This window comes from Nocardioides xinjiangensis (assembly GCF_017916385.1).
In the GTDB taxonomy this organism is placed as follows: domain Bacteria; phylum Actinomycetota; class Actinomycetes; order Propionibacteriales; family Nocardioidaceae; genus Nocardioides; species Nocardioides xinjiangensis.
Map to the genome: position 1 here is coordinate 2,511,392 of NZ_JAFMSW010000001.1, position 21,368 is coordinate 2,532,759.

A 21,368-nucleotide genomic window follows, 5' to 3' on the forward strand; every position below is an offset into this window, starting at 1 on the left:
TCGGTGCGCGCCCGGGAAGGGGCTCCCGGGACGCCCCACGAGGTCCACCGGCCACCTGCGCGCAGGAGCCGGGCGGTTCCCGGGCCGACGGTAGACACGCATTTTGATCCAGCACTGCGACAGATTGTGGAGGACATGCCGAAGAAAGAAGGCGTGATCGAGATCGAGGGCACCGTCGTGGAGGCCCTCCCCAACGCCATGTTCCGCGTGGAGCTGGCCAACGGGCACAAGGTGCTCGCACACATCAGCGGCAAGATGCGCCAGCACTACATCCGGATCCTCCCCGAGGACCGGGTCGTGGTGGAGCTCTCGCCGTACGACCTCACCCGGGGTCGGATCGTCTACCGCTACAAGTGACACTGCCAGCCGAGTAGCGAGCCAGCTACACCGTGAGAAAGGCGTTGACATGAAGGTCAACCCGAGCGTCAAGCCCATTTGTGACAAGTGCAAGGTCATCCGCCGTCACGGCCGGGTCATGGTCATCTGCGAGAACCCCCGCCACAAGCAGCGGCAGGGCTGAGCGACCTCGTCCGGCTCCGCCGGACGAGCAGGGCGAGCGGCGCGGCCGCTTGCGGCTCGACCCGAGCAGGACCACCGCACCACCGCACAACTGAAACACCACAACGTGATCGCTAGGCCGGGCACCGCCCGACCGAAGTCACCTCCGGAGCACTGGCCGGAGCCCACCCGAGGCGGGATGGGACGCGACACGACCAGAAACCAGCGCACGAACAGACAAGGAAACCGCCACATGGCACGCCTCGTTGGTGTTGACCTCCCGCGCGACAAGCGCATCGAGGTCGCCCTCACCTACATCTACGGCATCGGCCGTACCCGCGCCAAGCAGCTGCTCGAGACCACCGGTGTCGACCCGAACGCCCGCGTCCACACGCTCGGTGACGAGGAGCTGGTCAAGCTTCGCGACGAGATCGAAGCCAACTTCAAGATCGAGGGTGACCTCCGGCGTGAGGTCCAGGCGGACATCCGCCGCAAGATCGAGATCGGCAGCTACCAGGGTCGCCGCCACCGCATGGGCCTCCCGGTCCGCGGCCAGCGCACCAAGACCAACGCGCGCACCCGCAAGGGCCCCAAGCGCACCGTCGCCGGCAAGAAGAAGGCCAAGTGATCGCACGCCTCACGGCGTCTCACTGACCTCTTCCACGAAGCTTCCCGACCAGAACCTCAGGAGTTACTGAATGCCTCCCAAGAGCCGCGCGACCAAGGTGCGCCGCAAGGAGAAGAAGAACGTCGCCCAGGGCGAAGCCCACATCAAGAGCACGTTCAACAACACCATCGTCACGATCACCGACCCGACCGGTGCGGTGATCTCGTGGGCCTCTGCCGGCACCGTCGGCTTCAAGGGCTCGCGCAAGTCCACCCCCTTCGCCGCCCAGATGGCTGCCGAGGCCGCCGGCCGTCGCGCCATGGACCACGGCATGAAGAAGATCGACGTCTTCGTCAAGGGCCCGGGCTCGGGTCGTGAGACCGCCATCCGGTCGCTGGGTGCCATCGGCCTCGAGGTCGGCACCATCCAGGACGTCACGCCCACCCCGCACAACGGATGCCGGCCGCCCAAGCGCCGCCGCGTCTGACCCGAGACTGAGAAAGAGAGACTGACACATGGCCCGCTACACCGGTCCCATGACCCGCAAGTCGCGCCGTCTCGGTGTCGACCTCGTCGGCGGCGACTCCGCCTTCGAGAAGCGTCCCTACGCCCCCGGCCAGCACGGCCGCGGCCGCATCAAGGAGTCGGAGTACCTGCTCCAGCTCCGTGAGAAGCAGAAGGCGCGCTTCACCTACGGCGTGATGGAGAAGCAGTTCGTCCGCTACTACAAGGAGGCCAGCCGCCGCCAGGGCAAGACCGGCGACAACCTCCTGCAGCTGCTCGAGTGCCGCCTCGACAACGTGGTCTACCGCGCCGGCTTCGCCCGCACGCGCCGCCAGGCCCGCCAGCTCGTCGTGCACGGCCACTTCCTGGTCAACGGCAAGAAGGTGGACATCCCGTCCTACCAGGTCACCGACCACGACATCATCGACGTGCGCGAGAAGTCGCTGGAGCTGACCCCGCTGATCGTGGCCCGTGAGACCCACGGCGAGCGCGTCGTCCCCGCCTGGCTCGAGGTCATCCCCTCGCGGATGCGCATCCTGGTGCACCAGGTCCCGGTCCGGGCGCAGATCGACGTCCCGGTCCAGGAGCAGCTCATCGTGGAGTACTACTCCAAGAAGTGACCCACCGTCGGTGGCCGCCCGCGCCCCGGGCGGCCACCGACGCCCCGCTCTTCCCCTCGCCAACTCCATCAGGTTCGGATCCGTCAAATAGTGGGTGGATCCGGAAAGGAAAACTCCGTGCTTATCGCTCAGCGCCCGACCCTCACGGAAGAGACCGTCGACGAGTTCCGCTCGCGGTTCGTCATCGAGCCCCTCGAGCCCGGCTTCGGCTACACGCTCGGCAACTCGCTTCGTCGTACGCTCCTCAGCTCCATCCCGGGTGCCTCGGTCACCAGCATCAAGGTCGACTCCGTCCTCCACGAGTTCTCGACGATCGAGGGCGTCACCGAGGACATGACCGAGATCATCCTCAACCTCAAGGGACTCGTCGTCTCCTCCGAGCACGACGAGCCGGTCGTGATGTACCTGCGCAAGTCCGGTGCCGGTGACGTCACCGCCGCCGACATCACCCCGCCCGCCGGTGTCGAGGTGCACAACCCCGAGCTCAAGATCGCCACGCTGTCCGACAAGGGCAAGCTGGAGATGGAGCTCGTCGTCGAGCGCGGTCGCGGCTACGTCTCGTCCGTGCAGAACAAGGGCGCCGACAACGAGATCGGCCGCATGCCCGTCGACTCGATCTACAGCCCCGTGCTGAAGGTGACCTACAAGGTCGAGGCGACCCGTGTCGAGCAGCGCACCGACTTCGACAAGCTGGTCATCGACGTCGAGACGAAGCCGTCGATCCGTCCCCGCGACGCCATCGCCTCGGCCGGCAAGACCCTGGTGGAGCTCTTCGGCCTGGCCCGCGAGCTCAACGTCGAGGCCGAGGGCATCGACATCGGCCCGTCGCCGGTCGACGAGCAGCTCGCCGCCGACCTGGCACTGCCGGTCGAGGACCTCCAGCTGACGGTCCGCAGCTACAACTGCCTCAAGCGCGAGGGCATCCACACCGTGGGTGAGCTGATCTCCCGCTCCGAGCAGGACCTGCTCGACATCCGCAACTTCGGCGCGAAGTCGATCGACGAGGTGAAGGCCAAGCTCGTCGAGATGGGCCTCTCGCTCAAGGACAGCGCGCCCGGCTTCGACCCGCACGCCGCCCTCGCCGCCTACGGCGACGACGACGACGACGCGTTCATCGAGGACGAGCAGCTCTGAACCCCCGGGCTCCGGCCCGACCTCACCCAAACCGACCGGCGCCGCCGGTCGTCTACCCGGGTACCTGACACGGCCCGAGAGAAGAAAGGCACCCCATGCCCAAGCCCAAGAAGGGTCCCCGCCTCGGCGGCAGCCCGGCCCACCAGCGCCTGATGCTGTCGAACCTGGCGACCGCCCTGTTCGAGCACGGCCGGATCACCACCACCGAGACCCGCGCACGCCTGCTGCGCCCGGTCGCGGAGAAGCTGATCACCAAGGCCAAGCGCGGCGACCTGCACAACCGTCGCGAGGTCCTCAAGACCATCCGTGACAAGTCGGTCGTGCACACCCTGTTCACCGAGATCGCGCCGACCTTCGCCGAGCGTCCCGGTGGCTACACCCGGATCACCAAGATCGGCCCCCGCAAGGGCGACAACGCCCCCATGGCGATCATCGAGCTGGTGACCGAGGCCTACAGCCCCAAGGCCCCGTCGACGAAGAAGACCGAGGCCGCTGCCGCTCCCGCGCCGGCCGCCGAGGCCGCTCCCGCCGAGGTCGAGGCCGAGGGCGTCGACGGCGAGACCGAGGTGCTCGACACCGAGGCCACCGAGGTCGAGTCGGCCGAGGCGCAGGCCCAGGGCGACGCCGCCGAGGTCACCGACGCGCCGGAGGCCTCCGAGGCCACCGACGAGCCGGCTGCCGAGGACGACACCAAGGCCTGATCCAGGTCCACCCGCACCACGCGAGGCCCGCCACCCTTCGGGGCGGCGGGCCTTCGCGCGTCCCGGGCGCGGACGTCGTACGCCCGAGCGGTGCGTGGGGCAGGTTTTCGCGGGCAGGAAGTTGCCTCACGCACCGCTGGCGCGGAGGTCGTGGGTCGAGCGGTGCGTGGAGCAGGTTTTCGCGGGTAGAAAGCTGCGTCACGCACCGCTGACGCGGTGTTGTACACCCGACCGGTGCGGCAGGCAACTTTTCGCGGGCAGGAAGCTGCCTCACGCACCGCTGACGCGGAGGTCCAGGGTCGTACGCCGAGCGAGCGGGGCCGGTCAGAGCGCCGCGAGGACCGCGCCGGCGTCGAGGCTGCGCGGCGCGCCGCCCGTGGCGGCCAGCCTCCGCGTCGCGGCCACGACGGCCTCGTTGACCGGCGTCGGGAGGCCTAGGAGCCTGCCCTGGAGCACGACCTCGCCGGCGAGGTAGTCGATCTCGGAGTCCCCGGTGGCGCGGGTCAGGCTCTGCCACGTCGACCCGCCGCGGCGCTCGAGGTCGGGGCGGCGCACGAGGATCGACCCGCGCCGGGCGCGGTCCTCCTCGGCGCTCACGACCGTGGCGCCCGCCGCGGCGAGCACCTGCTCGCCCTCCGCCTGCGCCAGCTCCGCGAGCCGGTCGGCCTCCTCGCCCTCGACGAACGAGGCGTCCACGCCGTTGCCGAGGTTCATCACCAGCTTGCGGCGCTTCATCGCCATGATGTCCTCGCGCTCCACCGACTCGATCCGCGCGGCGCGGAGGTCGGCCGACACCGCGGCCGTGGTCGCGTCGGTGCCGCCCGGGAAGCGGCCGATGTCGAGGATCGCCGGCGTGGGGTGGCACGAGGCCACCACGACCCCCGGCTCGAGGTGGGTGGCCGGCAGCATCACGCAGACGGCGTACGTGCGGGCGAAGAGCCGCAGAACGGCCAGCTCGGTCGCGACGCCGTTGGTCAGGCAGACGACCGGCACGTCCGCCGAAGCGTGGGCCCGCAGGTCCGCCAGGGCGGCGGCCGCCTGGTGCGACTTCACCGCCAGCAGCACGACCGTGTCGTCGGTCCACTCGACGTCCGCCGCCGAGTCGGTGGCCGGCGCGTCGACGCGGTGGCGGCCGTCGCCGGCGTCGAGGGTGAGGCCGCGGGCGCGGATCGCCGCCAGGTGCTCGCCGCGGGCGACCAGCGTGACAGCCCTGCCGGCGAGGTGGAGGTGTCCGCCGACGACCCCGCCGACGGCACCCGCGCCGTACACCACGTATCGCATGCCCCGACCCTACGAGCGCCCCCGGCGCGGGTCAGGCAGGCGGTCGCCAGCCGGGATCGCGGCCGACGAACGCCATCAGCCGGTCCACGACCGGCGCGTCGTCGGGCACGGGCACGGCGGGGCCGTACTGGCCCGACTCGCGCAGCAGCTGCTCCATCGGCCGCATCCCCTCGAGCAGCCGGCCGGCGAAGTCCTCGTCGATCCGCGCCTCCTGGCCGCCGGCGCGGGCGAGGTCCCAGGAGTGCATGACGACGTCGGCGGTGTAGAAGCGGTCCACGGTGTCGGCGAGCGAGTGCGTCCCGACCCGGGGGTGCGTGAAGGTCTCGTCGCCGCGCTCGTCGAGGATCGCCTGCACGGCGCCGGCGTGGTGCCGCCACGCCGCGACCGGGTCGTCGGCCACCGGGGGACCGAAGGGCAGCTCGACGCCACCGGCGGCGAGGAAGCCGGGGAACCACGACACGAGGTGGTCGACGACGTCGCGCGCGGTCCAGCCGTCGACCGGTGAGAGGGCCGACCAGTCCGGGGTGTGCGCGGCCAGCCGGGAGAACTCCCCGGCCGCGGCCTCGTGGCGGGCGGCCGGGGACTCGGGCAGCGACATCACAGCTCGCCGTCGGCCAGCAGCGTGTCGATGGCGGCGTACCCGTCGTCGACGCCGACCTCCATGCCGCTGCGGAGCCAGGCGTCGCGGTCCTCGAAGGAGCCGCAGAGGCTCACCGCGTGGAGCCGCGTGCGACCGTCGCCGAGGTCCTCGAAGGTCAGCGTCTCCAGCGAGACGCCGTCGGGCATGCCGTCCCAGGTGAACGTCTGCACGATGCGGTCCTCGCGCACCGTGTGGAAGCAGCCGTGGAAGGACGTCTCGAAGTCCTCTCGGCCGTCGCTGCCACGGGCGGTGTAGCTCCAGCTGCCGCCGTCGCGGGCGTCCCAGTGCGTGATGTCGGCGCCCACGCCCGTGGGCCCGATCCACCGGGCGAACAGCTCGGGGTCGGTGTGCGCCCGGAACAGCTGGGCGGGCGTGGCGGCGAAGTCGCGCCAGATGTGGATGGCGGGCACCTTCTCGTCCGCCTCGATCGTGGCCTCGGTGTAGCGGGTCGTGCGGGCGTCCTGCGTGGTGGTCATGATGCGGTTCCTTCCTGCGATGCGGTGGAGCGGTGGGTGGTGTCGTCGTCCTGCATCCGCGCGAGCACGGCGTCGAGGCGCGTGAAGCGCTCCTCGGCCCGTCGGCGGTAGCGCTCGATCCATCTGGTCATCAGGTCGAACACCTCGGCTTCCAGGTGCACCGGCCGGCGCTGGGCCTCCCGGGTCCGGGTCACCAGGCCGGCGTCCTCGAGCACCTTGAGGTGCTTGGAGACGGCCTGGACGCTCACCTCGTACGGCGCGGCCAGCTCGTTGACGGTGTGGTCGGCCTCCGTGAGCCGGGCCACCATGTCGCGACGAGTGGGGTCGGCCAGGGCGGCGAAGACGCGGGAGAGCTGGTCGGTCACGGAACACCTTCTTCAACTGATCGGTTGAATACAAGGTAGGCCCGCTGCGGCATGGTTGTCAACCGGTTGGTTGAGGAACGTCGCGCGGGTCGGCGGCCGCGCCGCTTCCGCGCGGCCCGGCGGCCCGGCCTAGGATCGCTGCGTGCGCCTGCGGATCGACTGTGCCTACGACGGCGCGGAGTTCTCCGGCTGGGCGGCGCAGCCGGGCCTGCGCACCGTCCAGGGCACCCTCGAGGCGGCTCTGGCCACCGCGCTGCGCGTGCCGGACGCACGGGTCACGGTGGCGGGCCGCACCGACGCCGGGGTGCACGCCCGCGGCCAGGTGGCGCACCTCGACGTGGACCGCGACGTCGTCCTCGCGTCCGCCGGGCGCTCCGCCGATCCACCGCTCGAGGCGCTCGCGCGCCGGGTCGACGGGATCCTGCCGCCCGACCTGCGCGTACGCCGGGTGGTGGAGGCGCCGGACGGCTTCGACGCCCGCTTCTCCGCGACCTGGCGCCGCTACGCCTACCGGATCGCCGACTCACGCGAGCTCGCCGACCCGCTGGTGCGCGGTCACGTGCTGACGTGGGGCCGCCGCCTGGACCTGGACGCGATGAACGAGGCGTCGGCACCGCTCGTCGGACTGCGCGACTTCGCCTCCTTCTGCAAGCAGCGGGAGGGGGCGACGACGGTGCGCACCCTCCTCGACCTCCGCTGGACGCGCGACGACTCCGGCCTCGTGGTCGGGACGGTGCGGGCCGACGCCTTCTGCCACAACATGGTCCGCGCCCTCGTCGGGTGCCTCCTGGCGGTCGGCGAGGGGCGCCGGCCGCCAGGCTGGCCGGCCGAGGTGCTGGCCGGCAGGCGCCGCGACCAGGGCGTACGGGTGGTGCACGCCCACGGCCTGACCCTCGAGGAGGTCGGCTATCCCGACGACGAGGACCTGGCCGCGCAGGCCGGACGAGCCCGAGCACGACGAGAGGCGATCGATGCCTGAGCACTACTTCTCCGCCGACCCCAGCGTCCCCTTCGAGCGCGAGCGCTTCACCGCCGAGCTCTGGGGCAGCACCCTCGCCTTCGACACCGGGGCCGGGGTGTTCAGCCGCGGCCACCTCGACCACGCGACGGCCGTCCTCTTCCACGAGCTGGAGCCCCCGCCGCAGGGCCAGTTCCTCGACCTCGGCTGCGGCTACGGCGTCATCGGGCTGGCCATCGCCCGCGCGGTGCCGCTCGCCAACGTCACGGGCGTCGACGTCAACGAGCGCGCCCTGCTGCTCGCCAACGAGAACGCCCGAGCGGCCGGCCTCGACTCGCGCTTCGTGGCGTGCCTGCCGGACCAGGTGCCGGGGAACCAGGTCTTCGACGAGATCTGGTCGAACCCGCCGATCCGCATCGGCAAGGAGGCGCTGCACGCGCTGCTGCTCACCTGGCTGCCCCGACTGACGCCGGACGGCCGGATGGTCATGGTCGTCGGCAAGAACCTCGGCGCCGACTCGCTTCAGCGCTGGCTCACCGACGAGGGGTGGCCCACCGAGCGGCTGGCCAGCCGCAAGGGCTTCCGGGTGCTGGAGACCCGGCGCGGCTGAGGGCTGCCGTCGGCACTCGCGTCACCGGCTGTCCCGGGCGGGTCGCGTCGCGACCAGCACGCCGATCTTGTCGATGCGGTGCTCGGGGTTGTCGAACTCGTCGGACCAGTAGTTGCCCGCAGCGTGGTCCTCGAGCGTCGCGCAGGTCGAGAGGGTGATCATCGCTCGCGTCGCGTACTGCCCGGGCCGGCCCGGCACCTCGGCGCGCTGCGCCCGGAGCGAGGCGGGCCGGCGGAAGGACGTCCACCGGGTGCGGCGCACCTCGTAGACGTAGAGCGTGTCGACGCTGCGCACCCGGATCCGGTCGCCGCGCACCAGCGACGGCGAGTGGCGCAGGGGAGCGGTGCCGGTCAGCCGGTGCCCGGTGACGATGTAGTTGCCGACCTCGCCGGGGCCGGTGCCGCCGCGCGGCCCCCGGGGGGACGCCATCTCGCCGGCGTTCTGGAGCGCAGTGCCCGGCGCGTCGTCGGGGGAGCCGCGATAGCGCACGACGGGGAAGTCGCGCAGCCCGATCGCCGGGATGGTGACGTAGGAGCGGCGCGGCTCCGGCCGCTCGGGCTCCGGCTCGGTGGTGGGCTCCGTGGGCTCCGTGGGCTCGGTGGGCTCGGTGGGCTCGGTGGGCCCGGTGGGCTCGGTGGGCTCGGTGGGCTCGGTGGGCTCGGTGGGCTCGGTGGGCTCGGTGGGCTCGGTGGGCTCGGACGCCGTGCCCGCCTCGGGCGCCGACGCGCTCGTCGTGCGCCCCTGTGCGGGAGTCCGCCCGGCCCGCGGGTCGTCGGCGGCGCACGCCGTCGTCACCACGGCGAGGGCCGCGGCGAGGATGAGCGCGACGCGGCCTGCCACGACTCCACCGTACGGAGGAGCTGGGCGTGCGAGGCGCCGTCAGCCCAAGCGGACGGGCAGCCGCTCCACGCCGTGGACGATGGCGAGCTCGGTGAAGCGCAGCTCCGTGGGGTCGCAGGCGAGCGCGAGGTCGGGGAACCGGCGGGCCAGGGCGACGAGCGCGGTCCGGAGCTCCATGCGCGCCAGCTCCGCGCCGATGCAGCGGTGCAGGCCGTGGCCGAAGGCGAGCGTCCCGGCGGACGCCGTGGTGGGGTCGAAGCGCTCGGCCTCGACGTGGCGCGCGGGGTCGCGGCCCGCGCCGGTCAGCGACACCACGACGATGTCGCCGGCGCGGACGACCTGCTCGCCGACCGGCACCTCGTGCCGCGCGACTCGGGGGAAGGCGACCTGCACGGGGCAGACGAACCGCAGCAGCTCCTCGACCACCCGGTCGACCTCCGTGGGGTGGCCGCGACGCAGCGCCTGCCACGAGTCGCGGTGCTGGAGCAGGACCCACGTGCCGAGGGAGAGCATGCTGGCGCTGGTCTCGTAGCCGCCGAGGAACACGCCGTCGGCGAGTCCACCGAGCTCGACGTCGTCGAAGTCCGCACCGTGGTCGGCGACCATCCGCGCGAGGAGTCCGTCAGGGAGGTGGGGCTCGCATCGCTCGGCGGCGACGAGGTCGATGAGGAACTGCCGGGTGCCCGCCGCGGTGTCGAAGATCCGCCCGCCGGCGTCGCGCAGGTCGAACCGCGCCGCGCCGTGCTGGCGGAACGCAGACCGGTCGACGTCGGGCATGCCGAGCAGGTCGCAGATCACCCCGAACGGCACCTGGAAGCCGAACCGCTCGACGAGGTCGACCTCGGGTCCGTGGGCCGCCATGTCGTCCAGGGCGGTCTCGACCACACGGTCGATGTCGGGTTGGAGCTCGGCCAGCCGCCGGCGGGTGAAGTAGGGGGTCAGCACCCCGCGGAGGCGGCCGTGGTCGGGCTGGTCGGTCATGCCCAGGCCGCCGATGCGCTCGGCCGGGGCGCGGTCCTGCCGGCCGATGAGGTCGCGCACGTCGTTGGCGAAGGCCTCGGAGTCGGCCAGCACGGCGCGGGCGACGTCGTACCCGGTGACGAGCCAGACGCGGGTGCCGAGCAGGCTGGCGAAGCGCACCACGTCGCCGCGCTCGCGGGCCTGCGCGAGCCGGGGGACCGGCTGGACGCCGTCGCGCTGGAGCGGGTAGCGGATGCGGGCCGGCACCCGGCGGGCCGACGTGAGGGCGACCCGGAGTGCCGTGCTGCGCAAGGTGGCTGGCATGCGGCCAGTCAACCGCCCGCAGGGGTGTGGCGCCATCAGGCACGCCCCGGATCGGCCCTCGGGGGAATCCCCGAGGCAGCGACGCGGCCGGCCGAGGAGGCAGGATGGGGCCATGCCCTACGACGCAGCGCCCGACAGGTACGAAGCCGGCATGGAGTACAGGTTCACCGGGAGGAGCGGCCTGCGGCTCCCGGCCCTGTCGCTGGGCCTCTGGCAGAACTTCGGCACCGACCGGTCCGAGGAGACGCAGCGGGCGATCCTGCGGCGCGCCTTCGACCGCGGGGTCACCCACTTCGACCTGGCGAACAACTACGGCCCGCCCTACGGCCGCGCCGAGGAGAACTTCGGCCGCTACCTCCGCGACGACTTCGCGGCCCACCGCGACGAGCTGATCGTCTCCACGAAGGCCGGCTGGGACATGTGGCCGGGCCCCTACGGGCAGGGCGGCGGCTCCCGGAAGTACGTGCTCGCGTCGCTGGACCAGTCGCTGCAGCGGCTCGGCCTCGACTACGTCGACATCTTCTACAGCCACCGCTTCGACCCCGACACCCCCGTCGAGGAGACGATGATGGCCCTCGACACCGCGGTCCGCTCGGGCCGTGCGCTCTACGTCGGCATCTCGTCCTACTCGGCGGCGAAGACCCGGGAGGCCGCCACCATCGCCCGGGAGCTCGGCACGCCCCTGCTCATCCACCAGCCGTCGTACTCCATGCTCAACCGCTGGATCGAGGGCGGGCTCCTCGACGAGCTCGAGCAGCAGGGGATGGGCTGCATCGTCTTCACCGCGCTCGCGCAGGGGCTGCTGACCGACCGCTACCTCGGCGGCGTGCCCGAGGACTCCCGCGCGGCCCGCGAGGGCTCGACCGTCGCCGGGCTGGACGACCAGGTGCTGGACCGGGTGCGGTCGCTCAACGCCATCGCCGAGCGCCGCGGCCAGAAGCTCGCCCAGCTGGCGCTCCAGTGGGTGCTGCGCGACCGGCGGGTCACGAGCGCGGTCATCGGGGCCTCCAGCGTGGAGCAGCTCGACACCAACCTCGACGCCCTGTCGGCCGCGCCGCTCACCGACGACGAGCTCGCCGAGATCGACCAGCACGCCGTCGAGTCGGGGATCAACCTCTGGGCGAAGCAGACCGAGCAGTGAGGCAGCGCGTCCAGCGCCGGCGCACCCGGGGTGCCGAGCGGGTGCGCCCGTGACCCCGGCCCCCACCCGCGTGGTCGTCGTGGGCGCCGACGCGGCCGGGATGTCCGCGGCGCACCAGGCGCTGCGCACCGCCCGGCGGACGGGCCGGCGGCTGGACGTCACCGTGCTCGAGCGCGGGCACCACACGTCCTACAGCGCCTGCGGCATCCCCTACTGGATGGCCGGCGACGTCCCCACCGGTGACGACCTCGTCGCCCGCACCGCCGACCAGCACCGCGAGGCCGGGATCGACCTGCGCTTCGGCGTCGAGGTCGTGGCCGCCGACCTCGCGGCCCGGACCGTGACCACGGCCGACGGGGGAGCGGTCGGCTGGGACGAGCTGGTGGTGGCCACCGGTGCCCCGGCGGTCGTGCCGGACTGGGCGCTGCGGTCGGACGGCACGACGTACGACGGCGTCGGCGTGGTCAAGACGCTGGACGACGGCGCGGCCTGGATCGAGCGCTTCGCAGCGGCGGGCGACGGTGCGCACGTGGTGGTCGTGGGCGCGGGCTACGTCGGCGTCGAGGTGGCCGAGGCCGCCCTGCGGCACGGGTTCGGTGTCACCGTGCTGACCCGCGGGCGCGGCACCGGGATGCTCGAGGACGAGCTGGCCGACCTGGTCAACACCGGGCTCGTCGACGCGGGTGCCGAGCTGGTCCTGGGTGCCGAGGTGACCTGCCTCGACGTCACCGACGGCCGGGTGAGCGGCGTGCGGTGGGACGGCGGCACGAGGGCGGCGGACCTCGTGGTGGTCGCCGTCGGCGTGCGCCCGGCGACGGGCTTCCTCGAGGGCACCGGCCTCGAGCTCTCTCCCAACGGGGCGTTGCGGCCCGACCCGCACGGCCGGGTCGGCGACCACGTGTGGGCGGCCGGCGACTGCTGCGAGGTGCGGCGCCGCGTCGACGACCAGTGGGTGTTCCGCCCCCTCGCGACGTACGCCACCAAGCACGGCAGGGCGCTCGGCGACAGCCTCGCGGGCGGGTCGCTCGGCTTCGACGGGATGGTCGACACCTCGATCACCCGCTTCGCCCACGCCGACGTGCACCTGGAGATCGCCCGCACCGGCCTGTCGCGCCGCGACGCCGACGCCGCCGGCTTCGACGCGGTCGCCCTGCTCACCGAGGGCACCACGACGGCCGGCTACCTCCCCGAGGCCGAGCCCGTGGCCATCTGGGTGATGGCCGACCGCGCCACCCGGCGGCTGCTGGGCGTGCAGGTCGTCGGCGGCCGGGGCGCGGGCAAGCGGGTCGACGCGGCCGCCGCCGTCCTCTGGGCGGGCGGCAGCGTCGACGACCTCGCGTGGATGGACCTCGCCTACGCCCCGCCGTTCTCCACGACCTGGGAGGTGCTGCAGGTGGCGGCGCGCCGGGTGGCCGAGCGGCTCTGAGCCCGCGGAAACCGGTTGCCGCCGCCTGCAGGATGGCGGCATGGAGCTCGAGATCGTCACCCTCGCCGACCGCCCCGACCTCATGGAGGTCTTCTGGGACCTCGAGACGTCGTGGCCGGAGTTCATGAAGCACGACCCGATCGGCAACGCGTACTACAACGTCCTGAGCGAGTTCAGCGAGTTCGTGCTGGTCTGCCTGGACGCGTCCGGCCGGATGGTCGCCAAGGCCCACTCGGTGCCCTTCCAGCTGGGCGAGGGCGAGCTCCCCGACGCCGGCTGGGACGCCGCCATCCGCAGCGGCCTGCTCACCCGGCTCCGGGGCGAGCAGCCGGACGCCGTCAGCGCCGTGGAGATCGCGGTCGAGCCCGGGCTCCAGGGCACCGGGCTCTCGGGGCGGATCCTCACGGCGCTGCGGGAGAACGCCGGACGGCTCGGCTTCTCCGAGCTCGTCGCGCCGGTGCGTCCCAACGCGAAGGCCGACGTCCACGAGCCCATGGCGACGTACGCGTTCCGCACCCGCGGCGACGGGCTGCCCGTCGACCCGTGGTTGCGCGTGCACGTGCGGGCCGGCGGCCGCATCGACCGGGTCGCGCCGCGCTCCATGGTCATCCCGGGCACCGTGGAGGAGTGGCGCGAGTGGACCGGGCTGCCGTTCGACACGACCGGGCCCGTCGTCGTGCCCGGGGCCCTCGCGCCGGTGATGTGCGACGCCGAGCACGGCACCGCGACGTACGTCGAGCCGAACGTGTGGGTCCGCCACCCCACGGGAGTGTGAGGCCCGGGGCGAGAGGCCCGCGGCCGGCGTCAGCCTCCCGAGACCGCCTTGCGCACCTCGTTGACGCACAGGGCCAGGAAGGCGAGGGCGCACAGCGCCATCAGCACGTTCGAGTGGAGCTTGTTGCGCCACTCCTGCGGCGTGCGGTCGGTGTTGAGCAGCCACAGCAGCGTGATCGCCAGGAACGGCATGAAGAACGCGCCGAGCACGCCGTAGGCCAGGATCAGCCACACGGGCTTGCCGAGGAACATCATCGCCATCGGCGGGAAGGTCAGCCACAGGATGTACGCGCGGTACCACCTGCCGCCGGCGCGGGCGGCGGGGTCGGCGCTGGTGCCGCCGGTGGCGTGCGTCATGAAGTCGGCGAACATCAGGCTCACGCCGTTCCAGACCCCGACCAGCGAGGACATCGCGGCCGCCCAGAACCCGAGCAGGAACAGCTTGCCCGCCCACTGGCCGTAGCGGTCCTGCAGGACCACGCCGAGGTCGAGCAGGCCGGCGTCGCCGCTCTCGATCGCGACGCTCGTGGAGTAGAGCAGCTCCGCGCCCACGACCAGGGTGGCGAGCACGAAGATGCCGGTCACGACGTAGGCCACCGTGTTGTCGATGCGCATGACCCGCATGAACCGGGGGGTGTCCCAGCCCTTCTCCCGCAGCCAGTAGCCGTAGGCGGCGAGCGTGATGGTGCCACCGACCCCGCCGGCCAGCGCGAGGGTGTTGACGAGGCCGCCGTCCGGGATGCGCGGCGCCAGGCCCGTGACCAGCTCGCCGAGGTTGGGCAGCGTCAGCAGCGCGGCGCCGACCATGGTGACGAACATGATGCCGACCAGGGCGGCCAGGACCTTCTCGAAGACGCCGTAGCGCCCGGTCCACACCAGGACGAGGCCGAGCAGCCCGGACAGGATGCCCCACCACGTGGTGGACAGGCCGCCAGCGAGGCCTTGCAGCGCGAGACCGGTGCCTGCCATGGCGGCGGCGCCGTAGACGAAGCCCCAGATCACGATGTACGGCGCGAAGTACCACGTCGTCCACACGCCGAGCGAGCGCCAGCCCTCGAAGATCGTCCGTCCGGTCGCGAGCGAGTAGCGGCCCGCGCCCTCGACCAGCACGATCTTCATCACGCACCCGACGACGACGCACCACAGCAGCGTGTAGCCGAACTTCTGGCCGGCGATCAGGGTCGCGACCAGGTCGGCGGCGCCGACGCCGGTCGCGGCGACCACGAGGCCGGGACCGATGATCTTCCAGCGCGGGACGGTGGTCTGCTCCGGGGAGGTGCTCTGGGACATGGGGTGCACCCTAGCCGCGGACTAGACCACCGTGCGCCGGTGCGGTGCCGCCTGGACGCCGCCGGAAATCCACGCGACGCGGACCGGCGGTGCTTGCGAGAATCGCTGCGTGGGTCACGTGGATGTCGCCGGGGTGCGATACGAGCTGCCGGACGGGCGGGTGCTGCTCGACGACGTCAGCTTCCGGGTGGGCGACGGCCAGAAGGTCGCGCTCGTCGGTGCCAACGGGGCGGGCAAGACCACGCTCCTGCGGATCGTCACCGGCGACCTCAAGCCGCACGCGGGCGTGGTCACGCGCTCCGGGGGGCTGGGGGTGATGCGTCAGTTCGTCGGTCACGGGGGTGCCGACGAGACCGTCGCCGACCTGCTGCTCTCCGTGGCGCCGGCCGACGTGCGCCGGTGGGCCCGGGAGGTCGCCGACCACGAGCTGCGGCTGATGGACGACGACAGCGAGCCGGTGCAGATGGCGTACGCCGAGGCGCTCGGGCACTACGGCGACGTGGGCGGCTACGACCTCGAGGTCGTCTGGGACAAGGTGACCACCGCGGCGATGGGCCTGCCCTACGACCGCGCGAAGTACCGCGCCCTCACGACGCTGTCGGGCGGCGAGCAGAAGCGGCTGGTGCTGGAGTACCTCCTCCAGGGCCCCGACCAGGTGCTGCTGCTCGACGAGCCCGACAACTACCTCGACGTGCCCGGCAAGATCTGGCTCGAGGAGCGGATCCGCGAGTCGCCGAAGACGATCCTCTTCATCAGCCACGACCGCGAGCTGCTCGCCAACACGGCCACCCGGATCGTCACCGTCGAGCTCGGCAGCGCCGGCAACCTGGTGTGGACGCACCCGGGCGGCTTCGCGAGCTACCACCAGGCTCGCGCCGAGCGCTTCGAGCGGTTCGAGGAGCTGCGCCGGCGCTGGGACGAGGAGCACGCCAAGCTGCGCGCCCAGATGCTGATGTACAAGCAGAAGGCGGCCTACAACTCCGACATGGCCAGCCGCTACCAGGCGGCGCAGACCCGGCTGAGGAAGTTCGAGGACGCCGGTCCGCCGACCGAGCAGCCGCGCGAGCAGCAGGTGAAGATGCGGCTCAAGGGCGGGCGCACGGGCAAGCGCGCCGTCGTGTGCACCGACCTCGAGCTGACCCGCCTGATGAAGCCGTTCGACCTCGAGGTCTGGTACGGCGAGCGGGTGGCCGTGCTGGGCTCCAACGGGTCCGGCAAGTCGCACTTCCTGCGGCTGCTGGCTGCCGGCGGGAGCGACCCCGACGTCGAGCACCAGCCCGTCGGCGTCCCTCCGGCGCCCGTCGCGCACACCGGCAGCGCCAAGCTGGGAGCCCGGGTCCGGCCGGGCTGGTTCGTGCAGACGCACGAGCACCCCGAGCTGGTCGGTCGCACCCTGCTGGAGATCCTGCACCGCGGCGACGACCACCGCGACGGCATGGGTCGCGAGGCCGCGAGCCGGGTGCTGGACAGGTACGAGCTCGCGCACGCCGGCGAGCAGCGGTTCGAGTCGCTCAGCGGCGGCCAGCAGGCCCGCTTCCAGATCCTGCTGCTCGAGCTGTCCGGAGCCACCCTGCTGCTGCTGGACGAGCCGACCGACAACCTCGACGTGCAGTCCGCGGAGGCGCTCGAGGCCGGTCTCGAGGCCTTCGAGGGCACGGTGCTCGCGGTGACCCACGACCGCTGGTTCGCACGCGGCTTCGACCGGTTCCTGGTCTACGGTGCCGACGGCGAGGTCTACGAGTCCGACGGACCGGTGTGGGACGAGGGCCGCGTGGCGCGCGCCCGCTGAGCCGCGGCGTGCCCGGGAAAGTGCACGCCTTCGGGGGAGGACAAGGTTTGTCGAGGGCGGTGAGGATGTCGCCGTGCTGCAGCCCTCGCGCCGTCCCGACGCGCTCGCGGTGCCCCACCACCTGTTGCTCGGGCCCGCCACGCACGGCGTCACCCGGTACGCCGGCGAGGTGGCCGGAGCCGCAGGGGCGCCGGTCGTCCGGGACGTCGGGCGCCTCGTCGCCGGGACCCCGGTGCACCTCCACGTGACCGACCGCCTGCTCGGCCGCGACCCCCGGGACGCCGCGGCGGCGGTGGAGTCGCTCGCGCGGCGGGTGTGCCTGACGGTGACGCTGCACGACGTCCCGCAGCCGACCGACGGACCTTTGTTCCACGAGCGGGCGGCGGCGTACGGGCGGATCGTGCGGGCGTGTCGGGCCTGGGTCACCAACTCGTGGCACGAGCACGCGCTGGTCGATCGCTGGAGCGCGGCCGGCGCCCGCGGGACGGTGATCCCGCTCCCGGTGCCCGAGGTGGCGCGCATCCCGCGCATCGTCGGCACGACCTCGCCCGCCGAGCCGGTGCTGGGGGTGTTCGGGTTCGTCTACCCGGGCAAGGGTCACCGCCAGGTGGTGCGGGCCGCGGCGGCTCTCCGGCGCGGAGGGACGTCGGCACTGGTGCGCGTGCTCGGCGGCGCGGCGCCCGGGCACGCCGAGGAGGTGGCGACGATGCTGCGCCTGAGCCGGGAGCGCGGTGTGCCGCTCGAGGTGACCGGTCGGGTGCCGGAGGGCGGGGTCGTCCGTGCCCTGCAGCGCGTCACCGTGCCCGTCGCGGCGCACCGCAACGTGTCCGCGTCGGCGAGCGTCAACTCGTGGATCGCCGCCGGACGCCGGCCGCTCGTGCGCGACGGTGCCTACGCCAGGGAGATGGCGGCACTGCGGCCCGGCACGATCACCCTCTTCGGCGACGCGACGCTCGTGCCGCGCCTGGAGGAGGCGCTGCTGCGGCCCTCGTCCACGTGGACGGCCCCCGACGCGGACCTCGGGCCCCGGTTGGCCGACACCGTCGAGGCCTACCGCGCCTGGTGGGCCGCGGTGCACCGATGACCGCTCCACCGCCCTACGGGACGAGCGTGCCCGGCAACCGGTGGGACCTCGCTCCCACCGGCTCGCCGCGACGGAGCGTGTCGGTGGTGGTGACGCACTACGAGCAGCAGGCCCAGCTCGACCGGACCCTGGCGGCGCTGCGCCGCCAGACCCGCCTCCCCGACGAGGTCGTCGTCGCCGACGACGGCTCCAGCAGGGCGCCCGACGTCCCGCCCGGCGTCCGGCTCGTGCGGCAGGCCGACGAGGGTTTCCGGGCGGCCGCTGCCCGCAACCTCGGGGTCGCCGCGACCAGCGGCGAGGTGCTGGTGCTGCTCGACGCCGACACCTGCCCCGAACCCGCGTTCCTCGAGCGCATGGCGGCGCTGCCCGAGGCGTTGCCGGAGGCGCTGGTCGTCGGCCGCCGTCGCCACGCGGACCTGTCCGGCACGTCCCCCGGGGACATCGTCGAGGCGGTCGGGCCGACGCAGGAGCTCCCCGAGCCGGAGTGGCTGCGCACCGCGTACGCCGCCACGCGCGACCTGCTCGACGCCGACGCGACGAGCCACCGCTTCGTGATCAGCGCCGTGCTGGCGTGCAGCCGCTGGTGGTACGACGAGGTCGGCGGGTTCGACGAGTCGTTCCGCTCCTACGGCGGGGAGGACTGGGAGCTCGCGCACCGGTCGTGGCTCGCCGGCGGCCTGCTGGCGCACCGCCCGGACGCCGTCGCCTGGCACGACGGCCCCGACGCCGCGACGCGCCGGCGCGATCCGGACTCCCGGCTGGCCGAGACCGTCGCGGTCGCCGACCGCACCTGTGCCCCGGGCACGACGTGGCGCGGGCTCGGGCGCGGTCCGGCGGACCTCGTCGTGACCCTCCAGCCGGAGCTGGGGCCGACCGAGGCGCTCGTCACGCTCGACTCGCTGCTGGCGGCCCTGCCCCGCGCGGCCGTCCGGCTCGGTGGGCAGCACCGGGCGCTGGTGGGCGCCGACCCCCGGGTGCTGCGGCTCGAGGACGACCTCCCCGCCAGCGCGCGCCTGCACCTCGTCGTACGACGCGGGCTGGTCGGCGACCGAGCGGCCTGGACGTCGGCGCTCGAGGGCCTCGACGGCACCGTCGCCTCGCGCGAGGTGGCCGCCGGCAGCGCGGAGGTCCAGGACCTGCGGCTCCTGCGCCGGGCGGCCCGGTGGCACCGGGCCGACCTGGCGCCGGGCGGCCCGCCGCTCGCCACGGCGCTGCGGCCGTGGACGGGGGACGTCACGCTGGAGTCGTGGTTGGGCGGGTGGGCCGGCGGCTGAGCGCCGCTGCGCTCAGGCCGGGACCTCCGCCGCCACCGCGCGCACCCAGTCCGCCTTGACCGCACGCCACTGCTCGTCGTCGAGCCCGCGGCGCCAGTAGGGCGAGCAGGAGAGCAGCTCCTCGCGCACGATCCGCTCGCCGAGCAGGACGCGGCGCACGGCACGCGTCGCCGCAGCCTCACCGTGCACGAAGGCACTGACGGTCCCGGGGGGCCGGGGGAGCGCGCGCACCGTCTCGGCGAGGAGGTCGTCCGGGTCGCCCGCGTGCGAGGCCCGGTGCACCCAGCGGACGTCGAGGACGCCCGAGGAGCTGAGCGGCACCTCGCCGGCGGCGTCCTCGACCTCGACGACCGCCACGACCGGCCGGCCCGCGGGAACGGCCTCGGCGCAGGCGGCGATGGCCGGGAGCGCGCTCTCGTCACCCACCATCAGGTAGCTGTCGGCCTCGGGGTGGGGCCGGTAGCCGCCGGCCGGGCCGCGCAGCTGCAGGCGGTCGCCGGGGGAGGCGTGCAGCGCCCACCGGCCGGCGTGACCCACGTCGCCGTGCGCGGCGATGTCCAGGGTCAGCTGGCCGCGGGCCTCGTCCCAGGAGCGCACGGTGATGCGACGTGCGAACGGCCGCTGGGCCCGCGGCAGGTCGCGCACCTCGTCGTCCTGGAACGGCACGGAGTAGGGCGCGGACGGCGGCAGGAAGAAGCAGTTGACGTACTCGTCGGCGTCCCCGGTGGAGACGAAGCCCGCGAGCCCGGGCCCGCCGAGCACCACCCGGACCAGGTGCGAGCCGAGGCGCTGCGTGGAGACGACCTCCCCGTGCACGTCAGCACCGCCCGTCGGGCGCAGCGGCGTACGGCTCAAACTGACGCGGGCGGGACGGAACGGGATGGTGCACGGCGATCTCCTCGGGACGTCGCCCGCGCGGTGGCCGGTGGGCCGGCGCGGGCGGGCCGACCCCCTGTCGACCCGGGTCCACCGTATCAGTTAGGTTTGCCTTACCTAATCGAGAAAGCGGGGACGAGATGTCTGCAGCACGAAGGACGGCGCTGCCCGTCGCACTGGTCGCGATCGCCGCGACCCTGGCGGCGTGCGGCTCGGAGGCCGAGGGGACGGAGGCTCCGTCGGGGAGCGCGGCCACGAAGGACTGGCAGCCGGTCACCGTGCAGCACGCGTTCGGCGAGACGGTCATCGAGGAGAAGCCCGAGCGGGTGGCGACGGTCGACTTCGCCAACCAGGAGGTCCCGCTCGCGCTCGGCATCGTGCCGGTCGGCATGTCCGAGATGACGTGGGGCGACGACGACGGCGACGGCGTCCAGCAGTGGACCGAGGACCGGCTCGAGGAGCTCGGCGCCGAGACGCCGGTCCTCTTCGACGAGACCGACGGCTACGACTTCGAGGCCGTCGCGGGCACCGACCCCGACGTGATCCTGGCCGGCTACTCGGGCCTCACCGAGGACGACTACAACACCCTCAGCGAGATCGCGCCGGTCGTGGCGTACCCGGACGACCCGTGGGCGACCGAGTGGCGCGACTCCATCGTGCAGAACGCCACGGGCCTCGGCATGGAGGCCGAGGGGGAGCAGCTGGTCGCCGACCTGGAGCAGACCATCGACGACGCTCTGGCGACGCGGCCCGAGCTCGAGGGCGTGACGGGCATGTTCATGACCCACGTCGACCCTGCGGACCTCAGCGAGATCAACTTCTACAGCGCCGCCGACACGCGCTCGAAGTACCTCACCGACATCGGCATGGAGATCGCGCCGAGCATCGTCGAGGCGACGGGCGACAGCACCGACTACGCGGGCTCCATCAGCGCCGAGCGCGCCGACGAGCTCGCCGACGTGGACGTCATCATCACCTACGGTGGCCAGGAGCTCATCGACGCGCTCGAGGGCGACCCCGTGCTGTCCCAGCTGCCGGCGGTGAAGAACGAGGCCATCGTCACGCTCGACGGCGCCGAGGCGATGGGCACGGCCGCGAACCCCACGGCGCTCTCGGTCCCCTACCTCGTCGAGGACTACGTCGCCCTGCTGGCCGACGCGGCCGCGTACACGACCGAGTGATGCCGCCGAGCGACC

At 73.1% G+C, this 21,368-nt stretch carries 24 protein-coding genes; 16 read left to right on the forward strand and 8 right to left on the reverse strand.

Annotated features, from left to right (window positions below):
* Nucleotides 1-135 precede the first annotated feature (135 nt).
* From infA to rplQ, 7 genes are all read left to right on the forward strand, one after another.
* On the forward strand, nt 136-357 hold the full coding sequence (gene infA / locus J3P32_RS11870; protein WP_056599768.1) for a translation initiation factor IF-1: 222 nt from the start codon (nt 136-138) through the stop codon (nt 355-357).
* 49 nt (nt 358-406) lie between these two features.
* A complete protein-coding gene (gene rpmJ / locus J3P32_RS11875) occupies nt 407-520 on the forward strand; it encodes a 50S ribosomal protein L36 (protein ID WP_004008316.1) in 114 nt (37 codons plus the stop codon).
* A 231-nt stretch (nt 521-751) separates the two neighbouring features.
* Nucleotides 752-1,126: a 30S ribosomal protein S13 gene (gene rpsM, locus J3P32_RS11880; protein WP_210439945.1), complete on the forward strand. Its 375-nt coding sequence runs from the start codon at nt 752-754 to the stop codon at nt 1,124-1,126.
* Between the two features lie 70 nt (nt 1,127-1,196).
* Complete coding sequence (rpsK, locus tag J3P32_RS11885; protein WP_056906616.1) at nt 1,197-1,592, forward strand: 30S ribosomal protein S11; 396 nt, start codon at nt 1,197-1,199, stop codon at nt 1,590-1,592.
* A 28-nt stretch (nt 1,593-1,620) separates the two neighbouring features.
* Nucleotides 1,621-2,229, forward strand: a complete 609-nt coding sequence (gene rpsD / locus J3P32_RS11890; protein ID WP_210439946.1) for a 30S ribosomal protein S4 — start codon at nt 1,621-1,623, stop codon at nt 2,227-2,229.
* Between the two features lie 117 nt (nt 2,230-2,346).
* Nucleotides 2,347-3,363 (forward strand): DNA-directed RNA polymerase subunit alpha, encoded by a 1,017-nt coding sequence (locus tag J3P32_RS11895; RefSeq protein ID WP_210439947.1) that lies wholly within the window; start codon nt 2,347-2,349, stop codon nt 3,361-3,363.
* Nucleotides 3,364-3,458: 95 nt separating this feature from the next.
* Nucleotides 3,459-4,064 (forward strand): 50S ribosomal protein L17, encoded by a 606-nt coding sequence (rplQ, locus tag J3P32_RS11900; RefSeq protein ID WP_210439948.1) that lies wholly within the window; start codon nt 3,459-3,461, stop codon nt 4,062-4,064.
* 324 nt (nt 4,065-4,388) lie between these two features.
* On the opposite strand, the gene J3P32_RS11905 is transcribed toward rplQ, so the two are convergent.
* From J3P32_RS11905 to J3P32_RS11920, 4 genes are read right to left on the reverse strand one after another with little or no spacing between them, the layout of a single operon-like run.
* Nucleotides 4,389-5,345, reverse strand: a complete 957-nt coding sequence (locus J3P32_RS11905) for a ketopantoate reductase family protein (RefSeq protein WP_210439949.1) — start codon at nt 5,343-5,345, stop codon at nt 4,389-4,391.
* A gap of 31 nt (nt 5,346-5,376) precedes the next feature.
* Nucleotides 5,377-5,943 carry a TIGR03086 family metal-binding protein gene (locus J3P32_RS11910; RefSeq protein ID WP_210439950.1) on the reverse strand — a complete coding sequence of 189 codons (567 nt, stop codon included), beginning with the start codon at nt 5,941-5,943 and terminating at the stop codon, nt 5,377-5,379.
* Complete coding sequence (locus J3P32_RS11915; protein WP_210439951.1) at nt 5,943-6,461, reverse strand: SRPBCC family protein; 519 nt, start codon at nt 6,459-6,461, stop codon at nt 5,943-5,945. The genes J3P32_RS11910 and J3P32_RS11915 overlap by 1 nt, the downstream gene beginning before the upstream one ends.
* Nucleotides 6,458-6,826, reverse strand: a complete 369-nt coding sequence (locus J3P32_RS11920; protein WP_210439952.1) for an ArsR/SmtB family transcription factor — start codon at nt 6,824-6,826, stop codon at nt 6,458-6,460. The genes J3P32_RS11915 and J3P32_RS11920 overlap by 4 nt, the downstream gene beginning before the upstream one ends.
* A gap of 142 nt (nt 6,827-6,968) precedes the next feature.
* Between J3P32_RS11920 and truA the strand changes: the two genes are divergently transcribed.
* Entirely contained in the window at nt 6,969-7,805 is an 837-nt protein-coding gene (gene truA, locus J3P32_RS11925; RefSeq protein WP_210439953.1) for a tRNA pseudouridine(38-40) synthase TruA, read from the forward strand.
* On the forward strand, nt 7,798-8,394 hold the full coding sequence (locus J3P32_RS11930) for a class I SAM-dependent methyltransferase (RefSeq protein WP_210439954.1): 597 nt from the start codon (nt 7,798-7,800) through the stop codon (nt 8,392-8,394). Before truA ends, J3P32_RS11930 begins: the two co-directional genes overlap by 8 nt.
* A gap of 21 nt (nt 8,395-8,415) precedes the next feature.
* Here the strand turns inward: J3P32_RS11930 and J3P32_RS18515 are convergent, their stop codons facing one another.
* Both J3P32_RS18515 and J3P32_RS11940 read right to left on the reverse strand, forming a co-directional pair.
* Nucleotides 8,416-9,234: a sortase domain-containing protein gene (locus J3P32_RS18515; RefSeq protein WP_307861675.1), complete on the reverse strand. Its 819-nt coding sequence runs from the start codon at nt 9,232-9,234 to the stop codon at nt 8,416-8,418.
* 39 nt (nt 9,235-9,273) lie between these two features.
* On the reverse strand, nt 9,274-10,518 hold the full coding sequence (locus J3P32_RS11940) for a cytochrome P450 (protein ID WP_210439955.1): 1,245 nt from the start codon (nt 10,516-10,518) through the stop codon (nt 9,274-9,276).
* Nucleotides 10,519-10,630: 112 nt separating this feature from the next.
* Here J3P32_RS11940 and mgrA point away from each other — a divergent pair, with 112 nt between their 5' ends.
* The 3 genes from mgrA to J3P32_RS11955 are packed head-to-tail and all read left to right on the forward strand — an operon-like array spanning nt 10,631 to nt 13,860.
* Entirely contained in the window at nt 10,631-11,659 is a 1,029-nt protein-coding gene (gene mgrA, locus J3P32_RS11945; protein ID WP_210439956.1) for an L-glyceraldehyde 3-phosphate reductase, read from the forward strand.
* 49 nt (nt 11,660-11,708) lie between these two features.
* Nucleotides 11,709-13,085, forward strand: a complete 1,377-nt coding sequence (locus J3P32_RS18520; protein ID WP_210439957.1) for an FAD-dependent oxidoreductase — start codon at nt 11,709-11,711, stop codon at nt 13,083-13,085.
* Nucleotides 13,086-13,125: 40 nt separating this feature from the next.
* Nucleotides 13,126-13,860, forward strand: coding sequence for an N-acetyltransferase (locus tag J3P32_RS11955; RefSeq protein WP_210439958.1), 735 nt, complete (start codon nt 13,126-13,128; stop codon nt 13,858-13,860).
* 29 nt (nt 13,861-13,889) lie between these two features.
* Here the strand turns inward: J3P32_RS11955 and J3P32_RS11960 are convergent, their stop codons facing one another.
* Nucleotides 13,890-15,149 (reverse strand): Nramp family divalent metal transporter, encoded by a 1,260-nt coding sequence (locus J3P32_RS11960; protein ID WP_210439959.1) that lies wholly within the window; start codon nt 15,147-15,149, stop codon nt 13,890-13,892.
* Between the two features lie 109 nt (nt 15,150-15,258).
* On the opposite strand from J3P32_RS11960, the gene J3P32_RS11965 reads away from it, so the two are divergent.
* From J3P32_RS11965 to J3P32_RS11975, 3 genes are all read left to right on the forward strand, one after another.
* Nucleotides 15,259-16,938: an ABC-F family ATP-binding cassette domain-containing protein gene (locus J3P32_RS11965; protein WP_210439960.1), complete on the forward strand. Its 1,680-nt coding sequence runs from the start codon at nt 15,259-15,261 to the stop codon at nt 16,936-16,938.
* Nucleotides 16,939-17,011: 73 nt separating this feature from the next.
* The gene (locus tag J3P32_RS11970; protein WP_210439961.1) at nt 17,012-18,022 is read left to right on the forward strand and encodes a glycosyltransferase family protein; all 1,011 of its coding nucleotides are present in this window, start codon (nt 17,012-17,014) and stop codon (nt 18,020-18,022) included.
* Nucleotides 18,019-19,296, forward strand: coding sequence for a glycosyltransferase (locus J3P32_RS11975; RefSeq protein WP_210439962.1), 1,278 nt, complete (start codon nt 18,019-18,021; stop codon nt 19,294-19,296). The genes J3P32_RS11970 and J3P32_RS11975 overlap by 4 nt, the downstream gene beginning before the upstream one ends.
* Nucleotides 19,297-19,308: 12 nt before the next feature.
* On the opposite strand, the gene J3P32_RS11980 is transcribed toward J3P32_RS11975, so the two are convergent.
* Nucleotides 19,309-20,112, reverse strand: a complete 804-nt coding sequence (locus J3P32_RS11980; RefSeq protein ID WP_210439963.1) for a siderophore-interacting protein — start codon at nt 20,110-20,112, stop codon at nt 19,309-19,311.
* Between the two features lie 200 nt (nt 20,113-20,312).
* Between J3P32_RS11980 and J3P32_RS11985 the strand changes: the two genes are divergently transcribed.
* Nucleotides 20,313-21,353, forward strand: a complete 1,041-nt coding sequence (locus J3P32_RS11985) for an ABC transporter substrate-binding protein (RefSeq protein WP_210439964.1) — start codon at nt 20,313-20,315, stop codon at nt 21,351-21,353.
* Nucleotides 21,354-21,368 lie beyond the last annotated feature (15 nt).